This window comes from Novosphingobium malaysiense, from assembly GCF_000802225.1.
GTDB lineage: Bacteria > Pseudomonadota > Alphaproteobacteria > Sphingomonadales > Sphingomonadaceae > Novosphingobium > Novosphingobium malaysiense.
The window spans coordinates 466,231-484,065 of the sequence record NZ_JTDI01000003.1 but is presented as its reverse complement, the minus strand read 5'-3'; the positions used below and the strand labels follow the sequence as shown (position 1 = coordinate 484,065).

Here is a 17,835-nt window from a genome sequence, read left to right as displayed (position 1 = left end):
TTGCCCCGCCCCCGCTGCGACTAGTCGACCATCCCGCCCCTTAGGGACCGGCCGATCTGCAGCGATGTGGGGAGGCAAGATCTATTTCAGCTATAATAATCCTGCAACGAACGCACTTCAAGTTGGCTCCCGCGAATTGTCGCAATCGCCTCGCTCGCTGCAACGCTGGTGGCAGCGGTGGTGAAGATCGAAACCTTCGCAGTAATCGCCGAAGCGCGGATCGATTGCGAATCCTGCAGGCTCTGCCAGCCCTCGGTAGTGTTGAAGATCAGTTTGATCTCGCCGTCGACTATCTTGTCGACGATGTGCGGACGCCCTTCGGCAACCTTGTTCACGACATCCACGGGAAGCCCCGCATCGGCGAGGTATTTCTGGGTACCGGAAGTCGCAATGATGCGGAAACCGTTCTCGATGAGCTTGCGCACGGCCGGCACGATCAGCGGCTTGTCGCTGTTCTTTACCGAGACAAAGACCGTACCCTCGGTGGGCAGACGCATGCCCGCGCCAAGCTGGGCCTTGGCAAAGGCGCGCGGGTAATCCTTGTCGATGCCCATCACCTCGCCAGTGGACTTCATTTCCGGGCTGAGCACCGGATCGACCCCCGGGAAGCGCGCGAAGGGGAATACCGCTTCCTTGACCGCCATGTAGTCGAGGTCGCGCTTGAACGGCGGGAAGTCTGTCAGCTTCTCGCCCGCCATGACGCGCGCGGCGATCTTGGCGACAGGCTGGCCGATGGCCTTGGCGACGAAAGGCACGGTGCGCGAAGCACGCGGGTTCACTTCGATCAGGTAGACCTCGCCGTCCTTCACGGCGAACTGCACGTTCATGAGACCGCGCACGCCGAGTCCCATGGCCAGCGCTTCGGCCTGTTTCTCCATCTCCGCGATGATTTCTGCAGGCAGGCTGTAGGCGGGAATGGTGCAGGCGCTGTCACCCGAATGGACGCCGGCTTCCTCGATGTGCTGCATGACACCGGCCACGACGACCTGTTCGCCGTCGCACAGGGCATCGACGTCGCACTCGATCGCATCGCGCAGGTACTGATCGATAAGGACCGGGCTGTCGCCCGAGACCTGCACGGCCGTGGCGATGTAGTTGTCGAGCTGCTGTTCGCTGTCCACGATTTCCATCGCTCGTCCGCCCAGAACGTAGCTTGGACGCGTCAGGACCGGATAGCCGATGCGATTGGCCACCGCGATCGCTTCGTCGCGGCTGCGCGCCATGCCATTGGCCGGCTGCTTGAGGTTCAGCTTGTCGACGAGCGCGGCGAAGCGCTCACGGTCCTCGGCCAGGTCGATTGCGTCGGGCGACGTGCCGAGAATCGGGATGTTGGCCTTCTCGAGCGCCGCGGCCAGCTTGAGCGGCGTCTGTCCGCCAAACTGCACGATCACGCCGACCAGTTCGCCCTTCTGCTGCTCGACCCGCAGGATCTCCAGCACGTCCTCGGCCGTCAGCGGCTCGAAATAAAGACGGTCGGAGGTGTCGTAGTCGGTCGATACGGTCTCCGGGTTGCAGTTGACCATGATCGTCTCGTAGCCGGCCTCCGACAGCGCGAAGCAGGCGTGGACGCAACAATAGTCGAACTCGATGCCCTGCCCGATGCGGTTCGGACCACCGCCGAGGATGACGATTTTCTTCCGGTCCGAAGGCATTGCCTCGTCCTCGGGCTCGCCAAAGAACGGCGTTTCGTAAGTCGAATACATGTAAGGCGTCACCGCCTCGAATTCGGCTGCGCACGAATCGATGCGCTTGAACACCGGGTAGACACCGAGCTTGTGGCGCAGCGCGCGCACTTCGTCCTCGCTCGTCGCACCGGCCATGGCGCGCAGGGCATCGTGAAGCAGTCCCGAACGCTTCGCCTGCGTCTCGGCCAGACCGCCGGCGACATGCACCGAACGCACGGCCAGGGTGGCGAGGCGCTTGTCGGAGAAGCCCATGCCCTTCACGCGGCGCAGCCCCTGCACGTCGATCGGCAGGCCGTCCTGCATGATCTTCGCTTCCTCGGCGATGATCTCCTCGATGTGGCGCAGGAACCACTTGTCGTAGAACGTAATCGCGTGGATCTCGTCCACCGTGAAGCCCTCGCGCATGGCCTGGGCCACGTTGAGCAAACGCTCCGGAGTCGCCTTTGACAGCGCGGCGGTAATCGTGTCGCGCCCTGCCCCTTCCAGCGACGGCACGGTGTTGAAGCCGTCGAGATCGGTTTCGAGGCCGCGCAGCGCCTTCTGCAGCGATTCCTTGATGTTGCGGCCGATCGCCATGACTTCGCCGACAGACTTCATCGCCGTGCTCAGCTCCGCCTTGGAGCCCTTGAACTTCTCGAAGGCGAAGCGCGGGATCTTGGTGACGACGTAGTCGATCGTCGGCTCGAACGCGGCCGGAGTCGCGCCGGTGATCTCGTTCATGATCTCGTCGAGCGTGTACCCCACCGCAAGCTTGGCAGCGACACGCGCGATCGGGAAACCGGTCGCCTTCGAGGCCAGCGCCGAGGAACGCGAGACGCGCGGATTCATCTCGATGACGATCAGGCGGCCGTCTTCCGGGTTGACCGCGAACTGGACGTTCGAACCACCCGTCTCGACTCCGATCTCGCGCAGCACCTCGATCGAGGCGGTGCGCATGATCTGGTATTCCTTGTCGGTCAGCGTCAGCGCCGGGGCCACCGTGATCGAATCACCGGTGTGCACGCCCATCGGATCGACGTTCTCGATCGAGCAGATGATGATGCAGTTGTCGTGCCTGTCGCGCACGACCTCCATCTCGTATTCCTTCCAGCCGAGCAGGGATTCCTCGATCAGGACTTCGTTCTTGGGGCTGGCATCGAGACCGTCGCGCACGATGCGCTCGAACTCGTTCTTGTTGTAGGCCACGCCGCCGCCGGTGCCGCCCAGGGTAAAGCTGGGACGGATGATTGCCGGAAGGCCCGTCCGTTCCAGAACCGCGTAGGCTTCATCCATCGAATGGGCGACGCCCGAGCGCGCGCTTTCGAGGCCGATCTTGTCCATCGCCTCGCGGAAGCGCTGGCGGTTTTCGGCCTTGTCGATGGCATCGGCATTGGCGCCGATCATCTGCACGCCGTGCTTGTCGAGGATACCCGCCTCGAACAGGTCCAGCGCGCAGTTGAGCGCGGTCTGCCCACCCATCGTCGGCAGCAGCGCATCCGGCTTTTCCTTGATGATGATCTTCTCGACCACTTCCGGCGTGATCGGCTCGACATAGGTCGCGTCGGCCATGTCCGGATCGGTCATGATCGTGGCCGGGTTGGAATTGACCAGTATGACCCGGTAGCCCTCTTCCTTGAGCGCCTTGATCGCCTGGGTCCCCGAATAGTCGAACTCGCAGGCCTGGCCGATGATGATCGGACCGGCGCCGATGACGAGGATCGAGGAGATGTCTGTGCGCTTGGGCATGGTAGAGGGCTATCCTAGATTCAGGGTCTGTTGGTAATCGCGCGTCTTGAGCTTCAGGCGACGAGTTCGCCGAAAGCCTTTTCCCAGTATTCGGGGCCTTCCGCCTCGGCCTTGGCGATGATCGGGTTGGTGGCCTGCCGCTCCTTGATCTCGGCGCGGAAGACGTCGGCCTGGAACTGGTGCATCTTGCCGCCGAATTCGTTCTCGGTGGTCGACCACGCGCCCTTGGCGATCATCGAATCGAGGAACTGCTTGGCCGCCGCCTTGGACTGGCTGCGCACTTTCATGCCGAACTTGCGGTGGGCGATCTGGAATTTGTCCTCGATGATGAGCGTCAGCTCGCCATAGGGATACCAGCGCGCGGCGATGTTCAGGTCGTTGGCGGGCCCAGCAACATAGTAGGCGATCATGTGGTCGATCAGATCACTCATGGCTTTGTCTCGTCCTTCCTCGTTTGTCCCTGGATCAACGCCGGATACGATATGCTGACGTTCGGCAGGCGAGCGCGCAGTTCGGCAAGAACGCAGGCCTGCTTCGATTGTGCCATCCCCTTGGGAGGGTCGAAGCGAAGCTTGTCCTGCTCCACGGTGATCGTCCGTGCGGGCACGCCGCACCGGCCCGCCACCGTCGCGATCTCCTCGCCGCTCAGCAAGGCCGGCTTGGCCGGCGGCGCGCTGTCGCACCCAGCCACGAGGCCGCAGCAAGCCAGAAGCAAGGCAGCAACCTTCCTCACCCCAGCATCCCGACGAACTTCTCGAAAAGATAGAAGCTGTCCTGCGGTCCGGGGCTCGCTTCCGGGTGGTACTGCACGCCGAAGGCCCGCCTGTTCTTGAGGGCGATGCCGCAATTGGTGCCATCGAACAGCGAGACGTGCGTTTCCTCGACCGAGTCCGGCAAGGTCGCGTTGTCGACCGCGAAGCCGTGGTTCATCGATGTGATCTCGACGACACCGTCCGCGAGGCGCTTGACCGGATGGTTGGCGCCGCGGTGCCCCTGGAACATCTTGGCCGTCTTGGCGCCGGCGGCGAGACCGAGCATCTGGTGTCCGAGGCAGATCCCGAAGATCGGCACGTCCCTCTCAAGCAGCGCCTGGATCACCGGAACCGCATACTTGCCGGTCGCCGCAGGGTCGCCCGGGCCGTTCGACAGGAACACGCCGTCGGGCTTGAGTTCGAGGATCTCCTCGAGCGAGACCTCAGCCGGGACCACCGTGACACGAGCGCCGGCCTTCACCAGATTGCGGAAGATGTTGTCCTTCGCGCCGTAGTCGATGGCAACCACGTGCGGACGGGCATCGCGCGGCGAGCGCCCGTACCCGTCACCCAGCGTCCACGTCGAACCTTCCCAGCTCTCCTGAATTTCGCGGCTGACGATCTTGGCAAGGTCCATGCCTTCGAGGCCCGGCCATTCCTGCGCCTTCTTCACCAGCGCGGGAATATCGAAGTTGCCGTCGGGATGATGCGCGATCACGGCATTGGGGGCGCCGAGCAGGCGAATCCGGCGCGTCAGCGCCCGGGTATCGACACCGGCCAGGCCGACCTTGCCCTTTTCCGCCAGCCAGTCGCCGAATTCACCGCGTGCGCGGAAGTTCGAAGCGGGCGTCACGTCCTCGCGCACGATGCAGCCCACGGCGCTGTCGACGTTCGACTCGAGGTCTTCCTCGTTCACGCCGACATTGCCGATATGCGGGAAGGTGAAGGTGACGATCTGCCCCGCATAGGACGGATCGGTCATCACTTCCTGATATCCGGTCATCGAGGTGTTGAAGCAGACCTCGCCGACGGCGTCCCCGACGGCGCCGAAACCGCGCCCCCAGATCACGTGTCCGTCGCTCAGGACAAGAACGCCCGTCGCCCCTTCAGGTTTGGGCGCAGGCGAAGGTGCGGCGTCGGCCATGATGGGTCGCTCCGTTAACGGCGTTTCTGACGATGAGTGCTAAGACCCACGCGCTAGAGACGGTTGTGCAGCGCGTCAAGGCGCGAGGGTGCAATTTGCCATGCGGCTTGCTAACTTTTACGCAGCCACATTCCACACTCATCAGGACAACAGAAAAACAATGATCCGCGATTCGATCAAGGCCGCGCAGATTTCCGCCATGAAGTCGGGCGACAAGCAGCGCCTTGCGGCCGTCCGTCTCATCCTCGCAAAGATCAAGGACCGCGACATCGAACTGCGCACCGCGACCGAAAAGCCGGACGACGATGCCATGGTGACCGACGTGCTTCAGAAGATGGTCAAGCAGCGCCGCGAATCGATCAAGCTCTACGAAGAAGGCGGCCGCCCCGAACGCGCCGAAGCCGAAAAGGCCGAACTCGTGGTGATCGAGGAATTCCTCCCCGCGCAGATGTCGGAAGAGGAAACCAAGGCCGCGATCGAATCGATCAAGGCCGAAACCGGCGCCAGCGGCATGAAGGACATGGGCAAGGTCATGGGCCTTCTCAAGGAACGCCACGGCGCCCAGCTCGACATGGGCAAGGCGAGCGGGTGGGTGAAGGCAGCTCTGGCCTGATGCACCGCGCTTACGTGTCTCGACCAAGGCCTGCGGCCTACGCTCGACACGAACGGATGGGTATTCATACGGACTGCCTTCCCGCTTGTGTCGAGCGAAGTCGAGACACGCGAAGCGCGACCTAGCCTCGTGGCGTTCTGGGCCTACATCCTGCGCTGTGCGGATGGAAAATATTACACCGGCCATACGGATAACCTGGAACGCCGAATGGCAGAGCATCAGCACGGTGGGTATTGCGATTTTACCTCGCGACGAAGACCAGTGACGCTTGCCTGGTGTGCAGAGTTTCCCACTCGGCCCGAAGCGTTAAGTGCTGAGCTTCGTGTGAAGAAATGGTCTCGCGCCAAGAAAGAAGCATTGGCGTCTAGCGATTGGGATAAACTGTCCTATTTTGCCCGACCGCCGCGCGAACGTGTCTCGACTTCGCTCGACACGAACGGAGAGGATAATCCGCCTTGTTGAGTCCACAATGGCTCGATCAACTGCGATCCCGTATCACGCTATCGACGCTGATCGGCCGTTCCACGCGCCTGCAGAAAGCGGGGCGCGAGTACAAGGCGTGCTGCCCGTTCCATAACGAGAAGAGCCCCAGCTTCACCGTCAACGACGAAAAGGGGTTCTACCACTGCTTCGGTTGCGGCGCGCATGGTGACGCCATCCGCTGGATGACCGATCATCAGGGCCTCCCCTTCATGGACGCGGTCAAGGAACTTGCGGCCGAGGCGGGCATGGACGTGCCGGCTCCCGATCCGCGGGCGGCCAAGGTCGCGGAAAAGCGCGATACACTGCACGACGTCATGGCCGCCGCGCAGGAATGGTTCGTGCACAACCTTTCCGCACCCGAAGGCGAGGCGGCGCGGGCCTATCTGGCGACACGCGGCTTCGATGCGCATACCGTGCAGCGCTTCGGCTTCGGCTATGCCCCGGAGGGCCGGCAGGCGATGAAGGAAGCGCTCTCCCGCTTCCCGCAGGCGATGCTGATCGAGGCTGGTCTGCGCATCGAGGTCGAGGGACGCGATCCCTACGACCGGTTCCGTGGCCGCCTGATGCTGCCGATCGAGGATACGCGCGGCCGGGTGATCGCGTTCGGCGGGCGCATCCTCGCCAAGGACAAGACCGATGCACCGAAATACCTGAACTCGCCCGACACACCCCTGTTCGACAAGGGGCGCACCCTCTACAACCTGCACCGCGCCGCGCCTGCTGCACGCCAGTCGGGCCGGATGGTGGTGGTCGAAGGCTACATGGACGTGATCGCGCTCGCGGCAGCGGGTATCGCCGAATGCGTGGCCCCGCTCGGAACCGCGCTCACCGAGCACCAGATCGAGCTGCTCTGGCGCCATGTCGAACGCCCGATCCTGTGCTTCGACGGCGATGCCGCGGGCCAACGCGCGGCAATGCGGGCGATCACCCGCGCCCTGCCCCTGCTGCGCCCTGCCCATTCGCTGCGCATCGTCCGCCTGCCCGAAGGGCTCGATCCGGACGACCTGATCAAGGCCAAGGGGCCCAAGGCCATGGAAAATGTCCTCGGCGAGGCGAAAAGCCTGATCGAGGTTCTGTGGGAAGTCGAACGCGATGCCCAGCCGCTGAACACGCCCGAGGACAAAGCCGGGCTCAAGGCGCGGCTCATGGCGCATGTCGAATCGATCCAGCACCCGGACATCGCCAGCCTCTATCGCCGCGAACTGCAGGACCGCTATTCCGAATTCGCCTTCCCCAAGCGCGAGAGCCGCTGGCAGGGCGGCCAGCGACAGCCTTTCCAGCCCCGACAGGGCGGCGGACGGTTGCAGCCCGGACGCCCTCCCCCGGCGCCCTCCTCACCCGAATCGATCAGCCGGCTGACCGCGCGCTATACCGGCTCCGGATCGCGCGATGCCCTGACCGCCGCCGTGCTGGCAGGGCTCATGCGATGGCCCGCGCAGATCGCCCGTCATGCCGAGGCTCTGGCCCGCACGCCTGGTCTCGATCCGCGCTTCTTCGCGCTGATCGAATGCTGCGACGCAACGCAGGCGCTTGAAAGCGAAGGGCTCGCCACCATATTGAGCGCAAATGGTCTGGAAGTTCCCGGAACCGCTGAATATTCGGGGCTGCGCTTCGGCTTTCTTGCCCCCGACGCGACTGCAGAGCAGGCGGCAGCGGAACTCTCTCAAGCCATCGATCTCTTGGTGGAACGTCCTGTATTGGAGGCGGCCCTGGCAAAGGCGACTGCGCGGTTCGAAAGCGAACTTTCGGAAGAGTCTTTTGCCGAGCAGCAACGTCTGCTCAAGAGAAAGCTGGAATTTGACAAGCGCCTCAGGCAAATGGCGAGCAGAGATGCGCCTTAGTGCGAATTGTATAATTGGGTTTGTACGATCTGCGCGCCTTACGATCTGCGCGGGGCAGCACGAGTTAACGGCGGAAGAATGAGCAAAAACGACAATACCAGCGGCGACACCACCGACGGCAACGACGCGCCGCTGATCGATCTCAATGAAGCCTCGATCAAGAAGCTGATCGCCCGCGCCAAGCGGCGCGGCGTGATCACCTATGACGAGTTGAACGAGGCCCTGCCGCAGGACCAGATGTCTTCCGAGCAGATCGAGGACATCATGGCCGCGATCTCCGAAATGGGCGTCAACATCGTCGAGAACGACGAGGACGCGCAGGAGGACAATGCCGACGACGGCCCCGAGGAAATCGATTCGGACGATTCGGGCGCCGCGCCCAAGCCGGTCGTCGAGACCAAGAAGAAGGAAACGGTCGAGCGTACCGACGACCCGGTGCGCATGTACCTGCGCGAGATGGGCGCAGTCGAACTGCTCAGCCGCGAGGGCGAAATCGCCATCGCCAAGCGCATCGAGGCCGGCCGGGACATGATGATCCTGGGCCTTTGCGAAAGCCCGCTGACCTTCCACGCCATCATCCAGTGGTCCGAAGCGCTCAACAACGGTGAGATGCAGCTGCGCGAGATCCTCGATCTCGACGCCATGCTCTCCAAGGAACCGGCGCCGGAAAACCTCAAGGACGATGGCGAAGACGACGACGACGGCGAAATCAGCGAAGCCACCGCGGGCCCCTCCTACAAGGAGGACGATGACGACGACGACGAGGAGGAATCCTCCGAGGACGGCGAAGACGGCGAGGAAGGCTCTTCGCGCCGCAAGGAAGAGGACGACGAGGAGGACAACACCCTCTCGCTCGCCCAGATGGAAGCGGCACTCAAGCCTGAAGCGCTGGAAAAGTTCGCGACCATCACCGAGCTGTTCCAGACCTTCGAGAAGCTCCAGAACGAACGCCTAGAAGCCCTCGGCCTCGGCATCGATTTCCCGGCCGCCAAGGAAGACAAGTACCAGCAACTGCGCGAAGAGCTGACCGCGCAGGTGGAGTCGGTGCAGTTCCACGCGACCAAGATCGAATACCTCGTCGACAACCTCTATGCCTACAACCGCCGCCTGACCGCTCTGGGCGGCCAGATGCTGCGTCTCGCCGAGCGCCACAAGGTGAAGCGCGTCGACTTCCTGCAGACCTATATCGGCCGCGAGCTGGACGATACCTGGCTGCCGGAAATGGCGAAGAAGGACAAGAAGTGGGCCGCCTTTGCCGAGAACGAGGCCGATTCGGTCGAGCGCATCCGCGCCGAAGTGGCCGACATCGCCGCCGCCACCGGCATGGCGCTCCCCGAGTTCCGCCGCATCGTCAACATGGTGCAGAAGGCAGAGCGCGAGGCGCGCATCGCCAAGAAGGAAATGGTCGAGGCGAACCTGCGCCTCGTGATTTCCATCGCCAAGAAGTACACCAACCGCGGGTTGCAGTTCCTCGACCTCATTCAGGAAGGCAACATTGGCCTGATGAAGGCGGTCGACAAGTTCGAGTACCGCCGCGGCTACAAGTTCAGCACATACGCCACGTGGTGGATTCGTCAGGCGATCACCCGCTCGATCGCCGACCAGGCGCGCACCATCCGCATCCCGGTCCACATGATCGAGACGATCAACAAGCTGGTTCGCACCAGCCGCCAGTTCCTCCACGAGCAGGGCCGCGAGCCCACGCCCGAGGAAATGGCCGAGCGCCTCTCCATGCCGCTCGAGAAGGTGCGCAAGGTGATGAAGATCGCCAAGGAGCCGATCTCCCTCGAAACGCCGATCGGCGACGAGGAAGACAGCCATCTGGGCGATTTCATCGAGGACAAGAACGCGATCATCCCGGTGGACGCGGCGATCCAGTCGAACCTCAAGGAAACCGTCACCCGCGTGCTGGCTTCGCTCACCCCGCGCGAGGAACGCGTGCTGCGCATGCGTTTCGGCATCGGCATGAACACCGATCACACGCTGGAAGAAGTCGGCCAGCAGTTCTCGGTGACGCGCGAACGTATCCGCCAGATCGAGGCCAAGGCGCTGAGGAAACTCAAGCACCCGAGCCGCAGCCGCAAGATGCGCTCGTTCCTGGACCAGTAAAAGGAAGCCCCGCTCAGGCGGGGCTTTTTCTTTCCGGAAACAGAGACCCGGCGGCAAACGCGTGAGTGCGGGTTTTCACGGAAACTTTAGAAGCCTTGTGCAATCTGGAGCCTCACAGTTTCGAGGCTCGAATGAAATATACCCTGCCGATCGCCCTGGCCCTGGTGCTGTCCGGGTGCGGCATCGATCCCCAGGCCCAACTGCAGCGTGCGAAGGACTCCTTTGCCGCGCACGACTATACGCGGGCCAAGGTGGACCTGGTCGACCTGCTGCAACAGGACGCCGGCAACTGGCAGGCGCGCGAATTGTTGGTCCGCACTTATCTCGACATGGGAGACGGCGTCGCCGCACAGGCCGCACTGTCGAAAATCGATCCGGCACACCGCCCGAAAGACCACGACCTGCTCGTCGGAGAGGCGGCGCTTCTGACCAAGCACCCCGACGAGGCCCTTGAGGCCGTGCAAAAGGTCACGGGTCCGGCTGCCGAGCGCATTCGCGCGCTCGCCTACCTTGCGAAGAACGACGACGCGCAGGCTGCCGCTGCTTTCGAGCAGGGGATGGGCGCCCCGGCACCGGGTCCCCGCCTGCTCGCGGATTACGCGCGCTTCACGCTTCTGCAGGGCGATGCCGCGAAGGCCCGCTCGCTTGTCGATGCCGCATTGAAAGCCAGTCCGAAATCTCTCGATGCGCTGCTGGTCGACGGCCAGACGGCCACGGCCCAGGGCAATCTCTCGCGAGCCCTGAAGTCCTACGATGCCGCGCTATCCGGCTATCCCGGCAATCTTGCCGCGATTACCGGAAAGGCCGCCGTGCTGGGCGATCTCGGCCGGATCGACGAGATGCAGAAGCTGCTGGACAACGCGAGCGGAAGCAGCGGCAATGACGCAACGCTGACCTACCTCCAGGCCCGCGCAGCAGCAGCGCGCAACGACTGGGATTCGGCGCGGAACATCCTGCAGGCAGACGAGGAGAACGTACGGGGCCGGGACGATGCGACGATCCTCTACGCCCAGGTTCTCGACAAGCTCGGGCAGACCGAACAGGCGCGCGCGCGCCTTCAACCGGTACTGACGCGAAGTCCCGGCAATGCAGTCGCGCGCCGGTCGCTGGCCGCGATCCAGTTGAAGCAGAACGATGCAAAAGGCGCTCTCGACACGCTCCAGCCGCTGGTAGGCAAGCCGACCTCGCTGACCACGGATACGCGGCTATACGCGCGCGCCGCCAGGGCGGCCGGGCTTCCCGACGCCGACAACCTTGCCCGCAAGGCGCAGTTCCCCACGCCCCAGTCGCTTGCGGCTGAACTGGCGAATGCCGACACCGCGCTCAGGGCCGGGAACTGGGCCAATGCCAGCGAAGCCTACAAGCGGATACTTGCGACCACCGACGGGACCAACCCGCTTGTGCTCAACAATCTGGCCTACTGCGAGAGCCAGCTCGGCAACAAGTCGGATGCGCTCGAATATGCATTGAGGGCCTTGAAGTACGCGCCGGCCAACGCGTCGGTCATGGACACGGCCGGCTGGCTGTTGATCGAAACGGGATCCGACAGGGATCGTGGCGTCAACCTGCTGCGCAAGGCCGCTGCCAAGGCTCCGCAGAACCAGACCATCCGCAAGCACCTGCAGACCGCGACGACTGGCGCGTGAATCACAAGGGGCTCCGCATGGAGCCCCTTGCCTGATACCGCGATGCTGCGGTGACTTACGCGGCGGCGAGGCGGCGCCCCCGCGAGGAAGGCAGAAACTGCTTCCGGCTCAGCGCAAGACCGGCCAGGCCGAGCCCGAACAGAGCCAGCATGCCGGGTTCCGGAACCGGCGTACCGCCGCTCGACGTCGAGGTGCTGGTCATCGTGCCCGAGCCGCTTGCCGAGGTGATGCCAGGTACGCCCTCGATCGACTGGTAGCGCAGGAAGAAGTCGCTGAGCGTAAGCTGCGCGACCGGCTGCGAGAAGCTAAGCGTGAAGCTGCCGGTACCGGTCTGGCCGAGGTCGAGACCACCGCTGCCGCCGCCTGAGCAGCTTCCGGTCGAAGCGTCCTTGAAGCACACGTCGACGGTGCCGATGCCGTTGGGGTAGTTCGACATCAGCGTGGTATAGGAAAAGGCACCGGTGCTCGTCGCGCCGGCGATGGTGGGATCGGAGTTGAACGCGAAGCTCGAAATACGCGAACCGGTTACCGGCGCGGAGCTCGTGTTGGTCACGCTGTAGTCGAACGAATAGTCATTGCCCGAAACGCCGGTGAGCGTGAAGGTCGTCGAACCGGTCAACCCATCGACGCTGGTTCCGCTCGAATAGCCGTCGTAGTTCAGCGTGAAGGCGGTGCCGATATCGCCGGAACCCAACGTGATCTGGTCGGCCATTGCCGGCGCCGCAATCGCCATCGACGAAAGCGCGGCAAGCCCCATCAAGAACTTCTTATTCATGGCAGTCCCTGTCCTCAGTCATGAATTTGGTTACCCAGGAGACTGAGCAAGGAGCGTGCCAGCTGCGGATTTTCGCTGCGCCCCATGGTTAACGGTATTCGTGCCTGTAAAAAGTTCCGACGCACATGGGCCGCGAACACATGAAAAGCCCCGCCCGGGCGGGGCCTTTGGTTGGGTCAGGACATGCATTCCTTGTGCAAGCGGCGCGATACACTGCCGACATGGACATTGTCCGCGTTTGCCCGCCCAGGGAAAACGTCGATCTCGACCGGCTCGCCGACATGATCAGCGTGACCATCGAAGGCGGCCTGGTTATCTCGCGGGCGCTGAACGACCAGCGATCACGGCGCAGCAGGTGCCGCTCATGGCTTCCCACATCCGGCTCCTTTTCGCGCCGGACAGCCATTAGTCCCCCGGCCGCGTGTCGTGGCAGCCGCTGCGCACCGGGCAATCAAGCAAGCACGCAAAGGCATCATCCACGTGCCGGACAATGCCTGTTCAGGAGGAGCATTCGGAAAAATCGATCTCTTGCTCCCTTACACGCTGGATAGGCTCCTGCCGGGACTCGCTTTGCGGCGAAGTCATGACTAAGGGGAGCGCAAACGACTCCCGCATAAGGAACAGGCCCCTTCCCCATGCGTATTGCCATTGCCTCCGATCACGCCGCCGTCGACCTCAAGGCCGAATTGCGCGAATACCTTATCGAAAGCGGCCATGAAGTCGCCGACCTCGGCCCCGAGACCGCCGACCGGGTCGACTACCCCGACTTCGGCTACAAGCTCGCCTCGGTCGTCGCCGACGGCACCGCCGAGTACGGCGTGGCGCTGTGCGGCTCCGGGATAGGCATCTCGATGGCCGTGAACCGCAACCCCGATTGCCGCTGCGCGCTCGTCTCCGAGCCGCTTTCGGCCGCGCTCGCCCGCGAGCACAACAATGCGAACTGCATCGCCATGGGTGCACGTCTGACCGGCGTGGACATGGCCAAGGCTTGCCTCGACGCGTTCCTGTCCACCGAGTTCGGCGGAGGCCGCCACACCGGCCGCGTCGAGAAGCTTACCAACCCCGCATTCTGATCCGAAGAGGTCCCCGAACATGACTGTCGAAACCGCCATCCGTTCCCCCGGCTTCTTCACCGAAACGATCGCCCAGAGCGACCCCGCCGTCGCCAAGGCGATCGGTCACGAGATGAAGCGCGAACGCAAGCAGATCGAACTGATCGCATCGGAAAACATCGTCTCCAAGGCCGTTCTCGAAGCGCAGGGTTCGGTGCTCACCAACAAGTATGCCGAGGGCTATCCCGGCAAGCGCTACTACCAGGGCTGCGAACCGTCCGACGAAGTCGAGACGCTCGCCATCGAGCGCGCCAAGGAGCTGTTCGGCTGCGAATTCGCCAACGTCCAGCCCCACTCGGGCGCCCAGGCCAACGGTGCGGTGCTGCTCGCCACGGTCAAGCCGGGCGACACCATCATGGGCATGAGCCTCGATGCCGGCGGTCACCTCACCCATGGCGCGCGCGCCGCGATGTCGGGCAAGTGGTTCAATGCCGTGCAGTACGGCGTGACCAGGGACACACACCTGATCGACTACGACCAGGTCGAGGCGCTGGCCAAGGAGCACCAGCCCAAGCTGATCATCGCCGGCGGTTCGGCCTATCCGCGCGTCATCGACTTCAAGCGCATGCGCGAGATCGCCGATAGCGTGGGCGCTCTGTTCCAGGTGGACATGGCGCACTTCGCCGGCCTCGTGGCTGCGGGCGTCCACCCCTCGCCCTTCCCGCACGCGCATATCGCCACCACCACCACACACAAGACCCTGCGCGGCCCGCGTGGCGGCATGATCCTGACCAACGATGAAAAGCTGGCCAAGAAGATCAATTCGGCGGTGTTCCCCGGCCTGCAGGGTGGCCCGCTGATGCACGTCGTCGCGGCCAAGGCGGTCGCTTTCGGAGAAGCGCTGCGTCCCGAGTTCAAAGAGTACTCGAAGAAAGTGGTCGAGAACGCCAAGGCCCTGGCCGACACGCTCAAGGCCCGCGGCGCCGAGATCGTCTCCGGCGGTACCGATACGCACCTCGCGCTGATCGATCTCTCGCCGCTCGGCGTGACCGGTAAGGATGCCGACGAAGCGCTGGAACGCGCCGGCATCACCTGCAACAAGAACGGCATTCCCTTCGACCCCCTGCCGCCGATGAAGACCAGCGGCATCCGCGTCGGATCGCCGGCCGGCACCACGCGCGGTTTCGGTGTCGAGGAATTCCGCGAGATCGGCAACATGGTCGCCGACGTGCTCGATGGACTCGCCAAGTGCGGCGAATCCGGCGACGCCCAGGTGGAGCAGAATGTCCGTTCGCGAGTTGAAGCCTTGTGTGATCGATTCCCGATCTACGAGGACTGATACTATGACCGACCACGACCCCCTTAACGACAAGCGCCCCAACGGCACCGGCGACTTCATCTACGATGCCCGCCAGGAACTCGCCGGAATGCTGCAGGATGGTCTCGACCATCCATCGACCAAGCCAGTTCTGGCATGGGGGGCGCTGGGGGCCGTGGCTGGCGCGATGCTGCCGGTCGTCTCGGTCGGCCTCGGCCTTGCCGCCGGGGCGGGCTACAAGTTCTACAAGCGCGTACGGCCGGACTGAGCGCGCGCCTTTTCAAGAAAGTGATTGCCTGAATGCGGTGTCCGTTCTGCGCCAACGACGATACGCAGGTCAAGGATAGCCGACCGACCGAGGATAACACCGCGATCCGGCGGCGGCGCCAGTGCACCAGTTGCGGCGCCCGTTTCACTACCTTTGAACGCGTGCAGCTGCGCGAGATCACCGTGGTGAAGAGCGACGATGCCCGCGAGCCGTTCGACCGTTCGAAGATCGAGCAGTCGGTCACGCTCGCCTGCCGCAAGCGCGGGATCGACCGTGAAAAGATCGACCAACTCGTGTCGGGCGTGCAGCGCCAGGTCGAAACCAGCGGCGAGCCGGAAGTCTCCTCGCTGGCGATAGGCGAAATGGTGATGGACGGACTTCGCCAGCTCGATTCCGTCGCCTACATCCGCTTTGCCAGCGTCTATCGCGCCTTCAACGAGGCGCGGGACTTCGAGGAGTTCGCCGGGACCGTGCAGGACGTGGCCGCGAGCGAGGGTGGCAATGGCTGACAAGGCCCCCGTCATCGTTCTCGTCCGGCCGCAGCTTGGCGAGAACATCGGCAAGGCGGCCCGGGCGATGCTCAACTTCGGGCTCACCGAGATGCGTCTCGTCACCCCGCGCGACGGCTGGCCCAATCCTTCGGCCGGTCCTGCCGCATCGGGCGCGGATGTCGTGCTTGAGAAGGCAGAGGTCTTCGAGACGCTCGCCGACGCCGTTGCCGATTGCTCGAACGTCTATGCCACGACTGTGCGCAAGCGCGGCGTGACCAAGCCCGTCGTCACGCCGGAGGAAGCCGCCCGCGAGGTACACGCGGCGACCGGCCGCTCCGCCTATGTCTTCGGGCCAGAACGCTCGGGCCTGGAAACCGAGGACGTCGCTCTGGCCCGCGCGATCCTGACCGTTCCGATCAATCCGCAGTTTGCGTCGCTCAATCTCGCTCAAGCCGTCATCCTTTGCGCCTACGAGTGGAGCAAGGGCGCGGATCTGGCACAGCCCACTGTGGAAGAGCTTCTGCCCCCCGCCCCGCAGGACGAACTGGAAGGCCTGATCGGCCATTTCGAGCGGCTGCTGGAAGAGAAGAACTACTTCTGGCCGGAAACCCGCGCCGAGGCCAACCGTCTCACCTTGCGCAACGTGCTGACCAAGCCGGGCTGGAACCACCTGGAAGTCCGCACCCTGCGCGGCGTGCTCTCGACGCTGGAAAAGGAGCGTCGCCCACGGGATTAAGCCTTTCGGCTTGACTTTCCGGCGCAGCCCCGTAAGGGGCAGCCCTTCACAGGACGCCTGCCTTTACCGACAGGTTCGTTCCTTCGGCCCCGCACCCCGGTGAAGCGGCGGCCGCATCCGGCGAAATTCGGTCGGATGGTGCGCCCCGGGAAACTAGGGATCGCGCACCAGGGTGGTAGCGCGGCAAGCAGAACGGAAAGACATCTTATGTCGAAGCGCAAGAGCGCCAAGTACAAACTCGACCGCCGCATGGGCGAGAACATCTGGGGCCGTCCCAAGAGCTCGGTGAACCGCCGCAGCTACGGCCCGGGCCAGCACGGCCAGCGCCGCAAGGGCAAGCTTTCGGACTACGGCATCCAGCTGCGCGCCAAGCAGAAGCTCAAGGGCTACTACGGCGACGTGACCGAGAAGCAGTTCAAGCGCACCTACCAGGAAGCCGCCAAGATGAAGGGCGACACCGGTCAGAACCTGATCGGCCTGCTCGAACAGCGCCTCGACATGGTCGTGTACCGCGCCAAGTTCGCGCCGACCATCTTCGCTGCCCGCCAGATCGTTTCGCACGGCCACATCCGCGTGAACGGCGTGAAGTGCAACATCGCCTCGCGCCGCATCAAGATCGGCGACGTCATCAGCCTGGGCGACAAGGCCAAGGAAATGGCGCTGGTCATCGAAGCGCAGAGCCTGCCCGAGCGTGAGGTCCCCGACTACGTCTCGCAGGACAGCACCGACAAGGTGACCTTCGTTCGCGTCCCGACGCTCGACGAAGTGCCCTACCCGGTGAAGATGGAACCGAACCTGGTCGTCGAGTTCTACTCGCGCTGATTTCGGTCCCTTACGGAATTCAGGAAAGGGCGGTCCTTCGGGGCCGCCCTTTTCGCGTCAAGCGACACAAAAAATTACACGATTCTTGATGCTTGTCAGGGAACCGACGCAATCGACGGGCATTAGGCAAGCACTATGACAAGCTATCGTTTCGTCACCCCTCACCGCATCGGCAAATGGTATCCCGATCTCGGAACCGCGCAGCAGCACGCGTGCGAAATCGGCGCCGGCTATCTCGACACGCGCACGGGGCGCTTCGTGGCCTACGTACACACCGAACTCGAGGCTTGCGAGAAAGCGCACGCGGAAAAGACAGGTGGCCAACTCGAACTGACCGCCTGATCATCCAAGCATATTCGCCGACACTTTTTTAGA

At 63.6% G+C, this 17,835-nt stretch carries 17 protein-coding genes; 12 read left to right on the top strand and 5 right to left on the bottom strand.

The features are described from left to right. Positions 1-86: 86 nt before the first annotated feature. Genes carB through carA form a run of 4 tightly spaced genes read right to left on the bottom strand, consistent with a single transcriptional unit; the run spans position 87 to position 5,306 of the window. Positions 87-3,410 carry a carbamoyl-phosphate synthase large subunit gene (carB, locus tag LK12_RS10260; RefSeq protein WP_039283105.1) on the bottom strand — a complete coding sequence of 1,108 codons (3,324 nt, stop codon included), beginning with the start codon at positions 3,408-3,410 and terminating at the stop codon, positions 87-89. A gap of 53 nt (positions 3,411-3,463) precedes the next feature. Beyond that, positions 3,464-3,841 carry a hypothetical protein gene (locus LK12_RS10255; protein WP_039283102.1) on the bottom strand — a complete coding sequence of 126 codons (378 nt, stop codon included), beginning with the start codon at positions 3,839-3,841 and terminating at the stop codon, positions 3,464-3,466. Next, positions 3,838-4,143: a hypothetical protein gene (locus LK12_RS10250; protein WP_052223312.1), complete on the bottom strand. Its 306-nt coding sequence runs from the start codon at positions 4,141-4,143 to the stop codon at positions 3,838-3,840. The genes LK12_RS10255 and LK12_RS10250 overlap by 4 nt, the downstream gene beginning before the upstream one ends. After that, entirely contained in the window at positions 4,140-5,306 is a 1,167-nt protein-coding gene (gene carA, locus LK12_RS10245) for a glutamine-hydrolyzing carbamoyl-phosphate synthase small subunit (RefSeq protein ID WP_039283098.1), read from the bottom strand. Before carA ends, LK12_RS10250 begins: the two co-directional genes overlap by 4 nt. Before the next feature lie 160 nt (positions 5,307-5,466). On the opposite strand from carA, the gene LK12_RS10240 reads away from it, so the two are divergent. The 5 genes from LK12_RS10240 to LK12_RS10225 all read left to right on the top strand — a co-directional run bounded on the left by LK12_RS10240 (position 5,467) and on the right by LK12_RS10225 (position 11,998). Next, on the top strand, positions 5,467-5,919 hold the full coding sequence (locus LK12_RS10240; RefSeq protein ID WP_039283095.1) for a GatB/YqeY domain-containing protein: 453 nt from the start codon (positions 5,467-5,469) through the stop codon (positions 5,917-5,919). 87 nt (positions 5,920-6,006) lie between these two features. Beyond that, the gene (locus LK12_RS24195; protein ID WP_331454135.1) at positions 6,007-6,381 is read left to right on the top strand and encodes a GIY-YIG nuclease family protein; all 375 of its coding nucleotides are present in this window, start codon (positions 6,007-6,009) and stop codon (positions 6,379-6,381) included. Next, entirely contained in the window at positions 6,375-8,243 is a 1,869-nt protein-coding gene (gene dnaG / locus LK12_RS10235; protein ID WP_039283091.1) for a DNA primase, read from the top strand. The genes LK12_RS24195 and dnaG overlap by 7 nt, the downstream gene beginning before the upstream one ends. A 78-nt stretch (positions 8,244-8,321) precedes the next feature. Next, positions 8,322-10,352: an RNA polymerase sigma factor RpoD gene (gene rpoD / locus LK12_RS10230; protein ID WP_039283088.1), complete on the top strand. Its 2,031-nt coding sequence runs from the start codon at positions 8,322-8,324 to the stop codon at positions 10,350-10,352. 131 nt (positions 10,353-10,483) lie between these two features. Next, on the top strand, positions 10,484-11,998 hold the full coding sequence (locus LK12_RS10225) for a tetratricopeptide repeat protein (RefSeq protein ID WP_039283084.1): 1,515 nt from the start codon (positions 10,484-10,486) through the stop codon (positions 11,996-11,998). A 55-nt stretch (positions 11,999-12,053) separates the two neighbouring features. Here the strand turns inward: LK12_RS10225 and LK12_RS10220 are convergent, their stop codons facing one another. Then, positions 12,054-12,773, bottom strand: coding sequence for a cistern family PEP-CTERM protein (locus tag LK12_RS10220; RefSeq protein ID WP_052223311.1), 720 nt, complete (start codon positions 12,771-12,773; stop codon positions 12,054-12,056). Positions 12,774-13,408: 635 nt separating this feature from the next. Between LK12_RS10220 and rpiB the strand changes: the two genes are divergently transcribed. The 7 genes from rpiB to LK12_RS10185 all read left to right on the top strand — a co-directional run bounded on the left by rpiB (position 13,409) and on the right by LK12_RS10185 (position 17,802). After that, the gene (gene rpiB / locus LK12_RS10215) at positions 13,409-13,846 is read left to right on the top strand and encodes a ribose 5-phosphate isomerase B (RefSeq protein WP_039283081.1); all 438 of its coding nucleotides are present in this window, start codon (positions 13,409-13,411) and stop codon (positions 13,844-13,846) included. Between the two features lie 19 nt (positions 13,847-13,865). Then, positions 13,866-15,164, top strand: coding sequence for a serine hydroxymethyltransferase (gene glyA, locus LK12_RS10210; protein ID WP_039283077.1), 1,299 nt, complete (start codon positions 13,866-13,868; stop codon positions 15,162-15,164). 4 nt (positions 15,165-15,168) lie between these two features. Continuing rightward, positions 15,169-15,411, top strand: coding sequence for a hypothetical protein (locus tag LK12_RS10205; RefSeq protein ID WP_039283075.1), 243 nt, complete (start codon positions 15,169-15,171; stop codon positions 15,409-15,411). A gap of 32 nt (positions 15,412-15,443) precedes the next feature. After that, positions 15,444-15,920 carry a transcriptional regulator NrdR gene (nrdR, locus tag LK12_RS10200; protein WP_039283072.1) on the top strand — a complete coding sequence of 159 codons (477 nt, stop codon included), beginning with the start codon at positions 15,444-15,446 and terminating at the stop codon, positions 15,918-15,920. Continuing rightward, positions 15,913-16,638, top strand: a complete 726-nt coding sequence (locus tag LK12_RS10195; RefSeq protein WP_039283068.1) for an RNA methyltransferase — start codon at positions 15,913-15,915, stop codon at positions 16,636-16,638. The genes nrdR and LK12_RS10195 overlap by 8 nt, the downstream gene beginning before the upstream one ends. A gap of 207 nt (positions 16,639-16,845) precedes the next feature. Further along, positions 16,846-17,460, top strand: a complete 615-nt coding sequence (rpsD, locus tag LK12_RS10190) for a 30S ribosomal protein S4 (protein WP_039283066.1) — start codon at positions 16,846-16,848, stop codon at positions 17,458-17,460. Between the two features lie 135 nt (positions 17,461-17,595). Further along, positions 17,596-17,802, top strand: coding sequence for a hypothetical protein (locus LK12_RS10185; protein ID WP_039283063.1), 207 nt, complete (start codon positions 17,596-17,598; stop codon positions 17,800-17,802). Positions 17,803-17,835: the final 33 nt, after the last annotated feature.